The following is a 12,684-nucleotide window of genomic DNA, read 5'->3' on the forward strand; positions in this document are numbered from 1 at the left end:
TTCTAAAGTTAATTGTATTATTTATGATATAAAATAAACTGATTTGTTATTTAAAATTAAAAAATGAGATTTTAAAATCTCATTTTTTAATTTGTTAAAATGTAATTTTCTATGCATTATTTGTTTCAAAAACATTTGAATCTTCATCTGAAAAACTTATAGATTTTTTACTATATTTATTTTTTAAATTAAACTTATCTATAAGTGATTTTAACATCTGTGCTTGTCCACTTAATTCTTCACTAGCTGCTGCACTTTCTTCTGATGTTGCTGAGTTCGTTTGAACTACACTTGAAATCTGTTCTACCCCTAATGTAACCTGTGTAATTGCGCTTGCTTGTTCATCAGATGATTTTGCTATTTCATCTACTACACCTATAGTTTTATTAGTTGTATCTATTATTTTTTGAAGTGATATGGCAGTATTATCTACAATAGTGCTTCCTTTATCAACAGCTTCGATAGAGTTTTCAATAAGTGTTGCAGTATTTTTAGCTGCTTCTGCCGATTTTGCAGCAAGATTTCTTACTTCATCTGCTACAACTGCAAATCCTTTACCTGCTTCTCCTGCACGTGCAGCCTCTACTGCAGCATTAAGTGCTAATATATTTGTTTGGAATGCTATATCATCTATTGTCTTGATTATTCTACCAATTTCATTTGATGTAAATGAAATTTCTTGCATAGCTTTAACCATATGTCTCATTTGTTCATTTCCATCTTTAACTTCATGACCTGCACTTAGTGATAATTCATTTGCTTCTTTAGCATTTTTTGCCGTGTCTTTAATTTTTTCAGAAATTTCTATTATAGTTGCAGATAATTCTTGTATTGAACTTGCTTGTTCTGTAGCTCCTTGAGCTAACATTTGAGATCCACTTGATACTTGATTTGAAGCAGTTCCTACTTCTTCTGAAGCTAGATTTATTTGTTCCATAGTTTCACTTAAGTCTTCAGTTATTTTATATACTGAATTTTCTATGTTTTTAAATACTCCAATATAGTCAGCTTCAGGATTTACATTAAAATTCCCAGATGCAATTTCACTTAAAACGTAAACTGTATCATCTATAATATCTTTTGTATTATTACTCATTAATCTCATGCTATTTGATAGTGATCCTAATTCATCTTTAGATTCATAATTAATATCAATATCAAAATCACCAACTGCCATTTTATTTGCAGCTACCTCAAGCTCCTCAATAGGCTGTTTTAAACTCTTAGTTATATATATACATATAACCACTCCTGCTAATATAGATAGTATACACATTGTAGTAGATGTTATCATAGCCTTTGATGCTGTATTTTCTATTTCTTTATCAAATCTTACTCCACGCGCTGCTTCATCCTCATATATAGCTTTTGCGCTATTTACACTATCTACGTAAGCCTGATAATATCCACTGCCTTCTGTTACCGCTATTTTTTGAGCATTAGCAACATCCCCTTTATCTAAAAAAGAGTAAATTAGTTGATTTTGTTGTTTTAAATTAGCTATAGCAGCCTCTAAATTATCAATAAGTTGTTTATCTCCTCTAGAGTTTTCTTTTAATACTTTAATGCTATTATCAATACTTTCAAAATCTTTTTGAGCTGAAATTTCATGTTCCTTTGGTTTGTTTCCAGCAACAGCGTTCATTACATTTTGGTCAATCGAAACTATATCTCTACGAACACCTAAAGCATTATTAGTTACTTGATACGGACCTCTAAATAAATCATGACTTTGTTGACTTGATTTTTTTAAGTTGAACAATACATAAAAACTTGAAAATGCAGTAATTACTAGCAAAATTACAAAAGCTAGACCTAATTTCTTACCTATTTTTAGATTTTTCATAAATTCTCCTCCCTGTAGAAATGATAAACTTATTTAAGCAAATTAAATTGGAATTATGAACTTATGTTTTAACATAAACTAAATATTTTTCGAAAACGTTTCCATTTGTTTTAAAAAAATTGATTTTAATTTTACTAAAATATTTATTATAAAAATTTTTTGTATTAGTTTTTTACTTTCAATTAAAGCCTATTTTTATCCATTTAATGATATAAATTCATTTGCATTCAATTTAATCTTTTGCTTATAAAGCTTATATTTTCTTTGAATAGTTCATATTAAATACAGCAACAATTTTTATTTCCCGAATTATATGGTAAAAATTGTATTTTGTGCATAACATTTATACGGACAAAGGTTTTTTTACTTTAGATTTCAATTATATAAAAAATACCAAGTTTCTTAATTAATATTAATAAGAAACTTGGTATTTTTTATTCTTCTTCATATTCCATATAATCTTCTACTTCATGACCGCAAACAGGGCATCTATATATATCTATAAAATATTCGAACTCTTCTTTTTGTTCATTTTCTAAACCTTCATTTATTACTTCAACATCCATTCCCTCTTAATGCTTAATTAAATCCATAACTTCAGTTATGCATTTAGGACAATACATTGTGCTCATTTACAAGCCTCCTTTTATATTTTATTTATATATCTTAACATTTTATATTTAAATTTACTACAAATTAAAATTCTATATTTATTAGTTTATTTTCATAAGCTCTAGATATAGAATATAAAACATCTGATAATCTATTTATATACTTTACAGTCATGGGATTTAAAGTTTCTATTTTATTTAGAGAAATAATTCTTCTTTCTGCTCTTCTGCAAACAGTTCTTGCTATATGTAATTTACTTGATGCCTTAGTTGTTCCTGGTAATATAAACATTTCCATTTCACCAGTTTTATTCATATATTCATCTATAATACTTTCTAGATTCTTGACATCTTCTTCATTTATATTATTTTTAAACTTTTTAATATCCATTGTTGCAAGCTCTCCTCCAACATCAAATAATTTTCTTTGTATACCTCTTAGTATTTTTTTATCATTTTCATTTATATAGTTACAGGCATCCCCTATAAAAGAATTTAATTCATCTATAGTTCCATAAGCTTCTACCCTAATATCATCTTTGTCAACTCTACTTCCATCGTATAATGATGTTTTTCCAGCATCTCCAGTTTTAGTATAAATTTTCATATTAATCACTCCTTAATAGATATCTTTCATATTAATATTTATATACAACTTTTTTTTATTAAATCAAAAAGGACTAGAATTTAATCTAGTCCTTTTTTTATTTTTTCAATTCTTTTAAAAATAATTCTTCATTTTCTTTTATAACTAGTTCTCCATCTATAAAACCAACAGCTTCCTTTTTAAAAGCTCTACATTGTCCTATGCATCCAGTTTTAACATTTTCTTCTCCAACTAGTTCTTTTATTTTATTAACATCAACATTTGAACAAAATGGACATACTCTTATCATTTGTGAATCCTCCTATAAAATCATTTTCCTGTTTGTATAAATATACCCATAGCTTTTATATATAAACATAAATCTATTTTATTTTTAAAATAGTTAAACTTTTCATTTTATTCTGATTAGTATTTATACTTTTTAAAATCTAATCACTCCATATAGTTAATACATATACTTAAACAAAATAATATTTATTTATTTGTTATAATACCCATATTAATATATTTTATTTGTTATACCTACTAGTTATTTGTAAACTCCATTAACTATTTTATTTAAAATATATATAATAATTTTTATATTAAATTACGACCTATTAACTTATTTTTCTTAAATTTTTTATAATTTTTGCAATTTACTGTATACTTCTTTTGAAAAAGATGTTATTATATATTCATCTGTGTATTTGTATACAAAATGCATTTATAATGTTGTATATTTATTTTGGAATTATAGGAGGATTTAAAATGTCAAACGAAACAAAAGTTAAAGTTGTAACTGCTGACCCTTCAGCATTAGGACTTTTCGGACTAGCAATGATAACATTAGTTGCTTCTTCTCAAAAACTTGGATTAACTTCAAGTGTGTCTTTAGTTTTACCTTGGGCAATATTCTTAGGGGCTACTGCTCAATTATTTGCTTGTATAAATGATTTCAAGCACAATAATGTATTTGGTGCTACTGCATTTGGTGGTTATGCATTTTTCTGGTATGCAATGGGATTATCTTGGTTAATACAAAATGGAGTATTTGGTGAAAAATTAGCTGCTTCAGCTGACCCTAAACAATTAGGTTTTGCATTTTTAGGATACTTAATATTTACATTATTTATGACAATCGGTGCAATGGAAACTCATAAAGTATTATTTATAATATTTGTACTTATAGATTGTTTATTTATAGGATTAACTCTTTCTACATTTGGAATAATGGAACATGCTACTCATCAATTTGCAGCATATTCAGAGTTAGGAATAGCTATATTCTCATTCTATGGCTCTGCAGCAGCAGTTTTAAATGGCCACTTTGGAAGAGAATTTTTACCAGTTGGAAAGCCATTTGGAATATTTAAAAAGTAATTTTGTAGGGTGTAAAAATTATATTCAATAATATAATTTTTACTATATATTTAATATAAATTAAAAGAGTAAGCTTTATAGCTTACTCTTTTTTTATTGTTCTTTGTAATAAATATACTTCTTTTGTAGATAATAGTATAGACTTTTAAATTACGAAAGGGTGTTTTTATGATTCTGACCAAAAACATACATAGAAATGTAGAACTTATGAAAGAACATCTTCCTTTAGATAAAAGTTTCGACGTTATCCAAAGAGAAGTTATAATAGGTGGAAAAAGTTCTTATTTATTTTTCATAGATGGTTTTATAAAAGATGATGTAGTAGAACGAATCTTATCTGGTTTTTTTCAAATATCTCCAGAGGATTTCAAATCCGTTCATGAACTAAAAGATTTTATTCATAAATATATTCCATATATAGAGGTAGCTAAAGAAAATAAATTAAAATCAATAGCTAAAGAAGTTCTATCCGGTCCCATGGCTATCCTTATAGATGGATTTGATGAAGCAATAATTTTAGATGTTAGAACCTATCCTGTAAGGGGTATTGAAGAGCCTGAAAAAGAAAAAGCTTTAAAAGGTTCTAAAGATGGTTTTGTTGAGACTATAGTTTTTAATACGGCATTAGTAAGAAGAAGAATTAAAGACCCAAGTCTTATATTTGAAATGTTTACAGTTGGTAAAAGGTCTCAAACAGATGTTGTCATAGGTTATATAGACGGACTTGTAGACAAAAAAACTTTAAAAGCTTTAAAAAAGCATATAGATGAAATAAATGTAAAATCACTTGTCATGAGTGAACAAAGTATTGTAGAAGCAATTGTTCAAAGTAAATGGTACAATCCATTTCCAAAAGCTAGGTATACTGAACGGCCTGATGTAGCTGCTGCACATATATTAGAAGGAAAAATTCTACTTATAATAGATAATTCTCCTAGTGCAATAATACTACCAACTACTATTTTTGATTTCCTTCAAGATGTAGATGATTTTTATCAACCAGTTATTATAGGTAATTACCTAAGATTAATTAGAAACTTTACATTGATGGCAACCTTACTGATAACTCCATTATATACATTAGCCGTTAAATATGCATATAGACTCCCTGTTTGGCTTGAATTTATAACCCCTAAGGACCCTTATGATGTCCCTATATTTCTTCAATTTTTAATTTTAGAGTTTTCTATTGATGCTCTTCAATTAGCATCCTTAAATACTCCTGGTTCACTTGGAATGTCACTTTCCGTTGTTGGAGCACTTATATTAGGAGACTTTGCTGTTCAAACAGGATGGTTTATACCTCATACAATACTCTATATGGCCATAGTAGCACTTGGAAGTTACTCTCAACCAAGTATAGATTTAGGTTATTCTATAAAAATAATTAGAATATTATTGTTAACATTAACAGCAGCATTTAACATATGGGGATTTATAGCTGGATTAATAATTACATTCGTACTTTTAGCAACAAATAAAACTATTACAGGAAAAAGCTATTTATATCCACTTATTCCTTTTGAGTTTAGTGCACTTAAAAGATTAATTTTTAGAGTTAAGCTAGATACTGAAAATGAAGGTAAATAAAAACTAACACTAAGTTTATCTTAGTGTTAGTTTTTATATTATAAATTTAATCAACTTAAATACCATTATTTTATTAATACTCTTATATGAAATTTTATAAATTCCACATAATAAATTTATAAAATTTATTTAATATAAATTTTAATTCATTTTACAATTCAAAATGGGTGTGGTATACTTAATAGGTTATTTTAAAAAAAGGAGATTATCGATATGACAACTAAGAATAAAATCGTAAATATTGCCGTTATCGCCCACGTCGATGCTGGTAAATCAACATTAGTTGATGCTTTCCTGTCTCAATCTGGAGTATTTAGAGCAAACGAAGTAGTAAAAGATTGTGTAATGGATAGTAATGATTTAGAAAAAGAAAGAGGAATAACTATATATTCTAAAAACTGTGCTATAAACTATAAGGATTATAAAATAAATATAGTTGATACACCAGGACATAGTGATTTCTCTTCTGAAGTTGAACGTGTTATAAAAACTGTTGATACAGTTATATTACTAGTAGATGCTAGTGAAGGTCCAATGCCTCAAACTAGATTCGTTTTACAAAAATCTTTAGAAGCTGGACTTAGACCAATACTTTTCATAAACAAAATAGACAAGCAAGACCAAAGAGCTGAAGAAGTTGTTGATGAAGTATTTGACTTATTTGTTGACTTAAATGCAACTGATGAGCAATGTGAGTTCCCTATAATATACGGTATAGCTAAACAAGGTGTAGCTAAGTTAGAAATGGATGATGATAGTAATGATTTATCTCCATTATTTGAAACTATAGTAAATCATGTTGACGCTTATCCTGATTATGCATCTGAGCCTTTACAACTTCAAGTATCTGCACTTGCATATGATGATTATGTAGGTAGACTTGGAATCGGTAGAGTTTATAAAGGAACAGTTAAAAATGGATCTCAAGTTTCTGTATGTAAAGCTGACGGAACTGTTGCTAGAGGAAAAATATCTAAACTTACAGTATACGAAGGACTTCGTCAAGTTGAAAAAGATGAAGCTTATGCTGGAGATATAGTAGTTGTAGCTGGTATGCCAGATATCTCAATCGGAGAAACTATATGTGATGTAGATAATCCATTACCAATGGAACTTATCCATATAGAAGAACCTACTCTATCTATGAACTTCTTAGTTAACGACTCTCCATTCTGCGGTAAGAGTGGTAAGTTCGTTACTACTAGACATATAAAAGATAGATTAGATAAAGAATTAGAAGTTAACGTTGGCCTTAAAGTTGAGCCAATGGATACTACTGACGGATTTAAAGTATCTGGTCGTGGAGAACTTCACTTATCAATATTACTTGAAAACATGAGACGTGAAGGATATGAAATTGGAGTTTCTAAGCCAGAAGTTTTATTTATAAAAGAAGATGGTAAGTTAATGGAGCCTATGGAAAGAGTTATTGTTAACTGTCCAGAAGTTTACTCAGGAACTGTTATAAATAAATTAAACTTAAGAAAAGCTATGATGGAAGCTATGGAAATAGAAGGAGATTATGTAAAAATAACATTTATAGCTCCTACTAGAGGTTTATTAGGATATAGAAGTGAATTCATAAACGATACTCGTGGAGAAGGAACTATAGTTAGATCATTTGAAAGATACGAAGAACATAAAGGATCAATCCCAGGAAGAACTAACGGAGTATTAGTAGCTCAAGGACCTGGTACTACTATGGCTTATGCTCTTAGTGCATTAAGTGAAAGAGCTCAAATGTTTGTTGATCCAGGTGTTGAAGTTTATGAAGGTATGATAATCGGTATGAACTCAAGAAAAGACGATATGGTAGTTAACCCTTGTAAAAACAAGAAATTAACTAATGTTCGTGCTTCTGGTACTGATGATGCTGTTAAATTACAAGCTGCTAGAACATTTACTTTAGAAGAAGCTTTAGAATTTATAGATGATGATGAGTTAGTTGAAATAACTCCAGATTCTATAAGATTAAGAAAAAGATTCTTAAACGAAAACGAAAGATTAAGATATAATAAATCAAGACAAGCAAGTAAATAATAAAAAAGAGTCGTATATACGACTCTTTTTTATTATTAAACTTCTACGATTATAGGAAATATAGTTGTTCCTCTTTTCAATTTTCCATATAAATATCTATCTACAGATTTCTTAACTTTAGATTTAATTACACTCCACTCTAATATATTATTTTCTAAACAATGCTCTACTTCTTCAGTTACAATATTTTTAACCTGATCAATCAAATCAGTTGCTTCTCTAGCATATATAAATCCTCTAGTTATTATATCTGGTCCAGCAACAATACTACAGCCTATTTTATCTATAGCTATAACAATTGTCATCATTCCATTTTCAGCAAGATACTTTCTATCTCTTAAAACTATATTTCCAACATCTCCTACTCCAACTCCATCTACATAAACAGTTCCTACTCTAACTTTACCTGATTTCTTAGCAGTTTTTTTCGTTAGTTCTAAAACTTCTCCACTTTCTAATATAAATATATTTTCTTTTTTCATTCCTAATTTTATAGCAAGATTTTTATGATGTATTAAGTGTCTATACTCTCCATGAACTGGCATAAAAAACTTAGGTTTAACTAATGTGTGTATAAGTTTTAATTCTTCTTGGTAAGCATGTCCAGAAACATGCACTGCTTCTAGGTCTTTATATATAACTTCTGCTCCTTTTCTATATAATTGATTTATAACTCTAGATATCAACTTATCATTTCCTGGTATTGGAGATGCAGAAATTATAAATAAATCATTGTTATGTATTTTTATTTTTTTATGAGTATCAAATGCAATTCTAGCAAGACCTGCCATTGCTTCGCCTTGACTACCAGTTGTTATTATAGTTACTTCATCGTCTCTATAATTACTCATTTCATCTATATTTATTTTATATCCATTAGGAATATCTAAATATCCAAGATCTATTGCTACATTAGATACATTCTCCATGCTTCTCCCACTAAATACAACTTTTCTATTATTAGCTATAGACGCATTAACTATTTGCTGCATTCTATGTATATTAGATGCAAATGTCGCAACTATTATCCTACCTTTTTTACCTGTAAAAATTCTGTCTAAAGTTTCTCCTATAGTTTTTTCTGATAATGAATGTCCTTTCCTCTCTACATTGGTACTATCTGCTAATAATAATAATATCCCCTTTTTCCCAAGTTTTGATATAGTTTCTAAATCCATCCTTCTTCCATCTATAGGTGTATAATCTACCTTAAAGTCTCCTGTGTGTAATATCCTTCCTTGAGGGGTATGTATGCATAATGCACATGCATCGGCTATACTATGTGTTACACTTATAAATTCAATCTTTAAATTACCAACTTGGACTAATTGCCTATCCTCTACTGAATTTAGACTGCATATATCTAATATATTATGTTCTTTTAGTTTATTAGATATTAATCCTATTGTTAACTTTGTACCATATACTGGCATATTTAATTGTTTTAAAATATATGGAATCGCCCCTATATGATCTTCATGACCGTGTGTAACAAACATTCCTTTAACTTTTTCTTTGTTATCTAATAAATAAGATATATCTGGAATCAACAAATCAACCCCATACATATCTTCGTCTGGAAAAGATAATCCTCCATCTATAACTATAATTTCATCGTTATACTCTATAGCAGTTATATTCTTACCAATTTCTCCAAGTCCGCCTAAAGGAATAACTTTTATTTTATTTTTACTTTTTAAGTCTCGCATAATATCACTCCTTTTCATAAATATATTGTTCCTGTTTTACTTAGTATTAATTCTTTTTTACTAATTATTTAATTTTTTTTAATTATTTGTTGACTTTCTTTTCTAGATAGTATATCATTATATCATAATCAATAATAGTAATGATTACTACTTTTAATTTTAGGAGGAATATTAAAATGAAAAAATTTGTTTGTACAGTATGTGGATATATACATGAAGGAGAAACAGCTCCAGAGCTTTGTCCTGTATGTAAGGTAGGCGCTGATAAATTCGAAGAAATGAAAGGCGAAATGGTTTGGGCTGATGAACATAGAATAGGTGTTGCTAAAGGTGTTGATCCTGAAGTTTTAGAGGGTTTAAGAGCTAACTTTGTTGGTGAATGTACAGAGGTTGGTATGTACTTAGCTATGAGCCGTCAAGCTGATAGAGAAGGATTCCCAGAAGTTGCTGAAGCTTATAAAAGAATAGCATTTGAAGAAGCTGAACATGCTGCTAAATTTGCTGAATTATTAGGAGAAGTTGTAGCTGCAGATACTCAAGCTAACTTAAAAGCTAGAGTTGAAGCTGAATATGGAGCTACTGATGGTAAATTAAAATTAGCTAAAAGAGCTAAAGAATTAGGATTAGATGCTATACATGATACAGTTCATGAAATGTGTAAAGACGAAGCTAGACATGGTAAAGCATTCTTAGGATTACTAGAAAGACATTTCACTAATTAATAATTTTGTTAAATATTCTCACTCACACATCTAGGGTAGCCTTTGCATTTGGCTACTCTATTTTAATATTTTACATTTTGGTTTATAATATAATTTGATTATAAATTTGCTTTTTGGGTATATTTATTTTTAAAAATATTTATAAGTAGGTGGTTTTTTGAAATTTTCAAAACAAAGAGAACTTATATTAAATGCAGTAAGAGATAATACTGTTCATCCTACTGCAGATTATATATATGATTATTTAAAAAAAGATAATCCTAACTTAAGTTTAGGTACAGTATATAGAAACTTGTCTCAACTTGTAAGTCATGGATTTATACAAAAGGTAAGCATCCCTGGATTTCCAGATAGATTTGATGGAAATATATCTGAACATAATCATATGATTTGTGAGATTTGTGGAAATATACAAGATATCCAATGTGATACTTTAAGAAACATACCAAGCGTAATTTCAGATGAATTGGATTTAGAAATTACGTCTTGCAATGTTATACTTCAAGGAATCTGTAAAAACTGCAAAAATAAGAAAATGTAAAAAGGAGCTATAATGGATAGTTCCTTTTTACATTTTACATTTTAATCATTTTATTATATAATAAATTATCAATATATAGTTAGATTTACATATATAGGAGGTATTTTTATGGCTGTAAAAATAGTTACAGATAGCACTGCTTACATTCCTGATAGCTACATAAAAAAGTATGATATACATATAGTATCTCTTAATGTTTTTATGGGAAATGAAAGTTTACGTGAATTAGATATAACTAATGAAGATTTCTATGAAAGGATGAATAATTTAACTCAAATTCCTAAATCCTCTCAACCTATACCTGATGAAATGCTAAATACATTTACAGATTTAGTCTCAAATGGAGATTCTTTAATAGGTATTTTTCTATCTTCTGATATGAGTGGTACATTTTCTAGTGCAAATTTAATTAAAAATATGGTTCTAGAAAAATACCCAAATGCAGATATAAATATAATAGACTCTAAAACAAATTGTATGCAAATGGGATTTGCAGTTATTGAAGCTGCTAGATTTGCTTTCGAAGGAAAATCAGTTTCAGAAATTATTGACCGTTGCAATTTAGTTCTTAAAAATAGTAAATTTTTGTTTTCTCCAAATACATTAGAGTATTTAAAAAAAGGAGGAAGAATAGGAAAAGCGTCTGCCCTATTAGGATCTATTCTTCAAATAAAACCTATACTAACTGTAAATAATGGTGTAACATCAGTCTTTACTAAAGTTCGTACTAGAAAAAAAGCTGTTGATTCTATAGTAAAATCAGCACTTGAAGATATAGAAAGTAAAGGTCTTGGAGATATTATAGTTCATCATATAAATTGTGAAGAAGAAGGTTTAGCTTTAGCTAAAATACTAGAAGAAAAATTAAATACTAAAGTTCAAATACAATCAATAGGCCCTACGATAGGTCTTCATGTTGGCCCTGGAAGTATAGGAGTTGCATATTATACAAACATAGACTAATAAAAAATCTATTTTATAAATTTTATGTTTTATAAAAATAGAATGCCCTAATTTTAAATTAGGGCATTCTCTATGTCTATAAATTATTTTCATATCCTATATTGTCTTCAGCTACATTTTCTGATATATATGCAGCTACGTATAATCCATACATTAATACTACTATTATAGCAGTTATTAATATGATAGTCATTTTCAATCACTTCCTTCTTAACTCTAATTGTAGTTTTTTCATATGAATTTCATATGATTTTATTGTGATTTTTTATTAATGATTTAACAATTCAAAACTACGCATATTATCATTAGCTTTGATTCTTATAAGCATCATATCATTAGTTCTATTATTATATATATTATTTTCGTAACTACTACATATGTCAGCTTCTTCATATGTTATAATTATATCATCATTTTTTTCTTTTATAGTTACATTGTTGTAATATTTACCAATTTTATTTTTAAATAATATATAAGCTTCTTCATTTTTCATTAACTTATTTTTATCATTATTATTGTTAATTATTCTTATACCTTCAAAGTTTTTATTCTCACTTAAAAGTAACTTATAAACTTGGTCATTTGAATCAATTTTATTACTATATATTTTTGATTTAAAAATATTATTTGGTGTTGTAAAAATTAAAATTAATATAATTATAAATCCTATTCTTAATACATTTTTCATAAAAG

General features: G+C 27.9%; 12 protein-coding genes. 6 read left to right on the forward strand and 6 right to left on the reverse strand.

Features of this window, described 5'->3' with window-relative positions; all coding sequences use genetic code 11:
* Positions 1-109: 109 nt before the first annotated feature.
* The 4 genes from ATCC9714_RS11425 to ATCC9714_RS11435 form a co-directional block, all read right to left on the reverse strand.
* Positions 110-1,846 carry a methyl-accepting chemotaxis protein gene (locus ATCC9714_RS11425; protein ID WP_057545679.1) on the reverse strand — a complete coding sequence of 579 codons (1,737 nt, stop codon included), beginning with the start codon at positions 1,844-1,846 and terminating at the stop codon, positions 110-112.
* A 434-nt stretch (positions 1,847-2,280) separates the two neighbouring features.
* Positions 2,281-2,412 (reverse strand): hypothetical protein, encoded by a 132-nt coding sequence (locus ATCC9714_RS17755; RefSeq protein WP_021124539.1) that lies wholly within the window; start codon positions 2,410-2,412, stop codon positions 2,281-2,283.
* A 130-nt stretch (positions 2,413-2,542) separates the two neighbouring features.
* Positions 2,543-3,064, reverse strand: coding sequence for a cob(I)yrinic acid a,c-diamide adenosyltransferase (locus ATCC9714_RS11430; protein WP_057545678.1), 522 nt, complete (start codon positions 3,062-3,064; stop codon positions 2,543-2,545).
* A 97-nt stretch (positions 3,065-3,161) separates the two neighbouring features.
* Positions 3,162-3,353: a hypothetical protein gene (locus tag ATCC9714_RS11435; protein ID WP_021128085.1), complete on the reverse strand. Its 192-nt coding sequence runs from the start codon at positions 3,351-3,353 to the stop codon at positions 3,162-3,164.
* A 461-nt stretch (positions 3,354-3,814) separates the two neighbouring features.
* Here ATCC9714_RS11435 and ATCC9714_RS11440 point away from each other — a divergent pair, with 461 nt between their 5' ends.
* The 3 genes from ATCC9714_RS11440 to typA all read left to right on the forward strand — a co-directional run bounded on the left by ATCC9714_RS11440 (position 3,815) and on the right by typA (position 8,056).
* Positions 3,815-4,426, forward strand: coding sequence for an acetate uptake transporter (locus ATCC9714_RS11440; protein ID WP_021128086.1), 612 nt, complete (start codon positions 3,815-3,817; stop codon positions 4,424-4,426).
* Between the two features lie 168 nt (positions 4,427-4,594).
* On the forward strand, positions 4,595-6,016 hold the full coding sequence (locus tag ATCC9714_RS11445; RefSeq protein ID WP_054630634.1) for a spore germination protein: 1,422 nt from the start codon (positions 4,595-4,597) through the stop codon (positions 6,014-6,016).
* A gap of 213 nt (positions 6,017-6,229) precedes the next feature.
* Positions 6,230-8,056, forward strand: a complete 1,827-nt coding sequence (gene typA, locus ATCC9714_RS11450) for a translational GTPase TypA (protein ID WP_054630633.1) — start codon at positions 6,230-6,232, stop codon at positions 8,054-8,056.
* A 35-nt stretch (positions 8,057-8,091) separates the two neighbouring features.
* Here typA and ATCC9714_RS11455 read toward each other — a convergent pair whose 3' ends face one another.
* Complete coding sequence (locus tag ATCC9714_RS11455) at positions 8,092-9,765, reverse strand: ribonuclease J (RefSeq protein ID WP_057545677.1); 1,674 nt, start codon at positions 9,763-9,765, stop codon at positions 8,092-8,094.
* Between the two features lie 176 nt (positions 9,766-9,941).
* Between ATCC9714_RS11455 and ATCC9714_RS11460 the strand changes: the two genes are divergently transcribed.
* The 3 genes from ATCC9714_RS11460 to ATCC9714_RS11470 all read left to right on the forward strand — a co-directional run bounded on the left by ATCC9714_RS11460 (position 9,942) and on the right by ATCC9714_RS11470 (position 11,991).
* Entirely contained in the window at positions 9,942-10,487 is a 546-nt protein-coding gene (locus ATCC9714_RS11460) for an NADH peroxidase (protein ID WP_021124551.1), read from the forward strand.
* 157 nt (positions 10,488-10,644) lie between these two features.
* Positions 10,645-11,028, forward strand: coding sequence for a Fur family transcriptional regulator (locus tag ATCC9714_RS11465; protein ID WP_057545676.1), 384 nt, complete (start codon positions 10,645-10,647; stop codon positions 11,026-11,028).
* Positions 11,029-11,136: 108 nt separating this feature from the next.
* On the forward strand, positions 11,137-11,991 hold the full coding sequence (locus ATCC9714_RS11470; protein WP_054630632.1) for a DegV family protein: 855 nt from the start codon (positions 11,137-11,139) through the stop codon (positions 11,989-11,991).
* Between the two features lie 268 nt (positions 11,992-12,259).
* Here the strand turns inward: ATCC9714_RS11470 and ATCC9714_RS11475 are convergent, their stop codons facing one another.
* Positions 12,260-12,679 (reverse strand): hypothetical protein, encoded by a 420-nt coding sequence (locus ATCC9714_RS11475; protein ID WP_021124555.1) that lies wholly within the window; start codon positions 12,677-12,679, stop codon positions 12,260-12,262.
* Between the last annotated feature and the right edge of the window lie 5 nt (positions 12,680-12,684).

Origin of the sequence: Paraclostridium sordellii, from assembly GCF_000953675.1 — a bacterium.
GTDB classification, from domain to species: Bacteria; Bacillota; Clostridia; order Peptostreptococcales; family Peptostreptococcaceae; genus Paraclostridium; species Paraclostridium sordellii.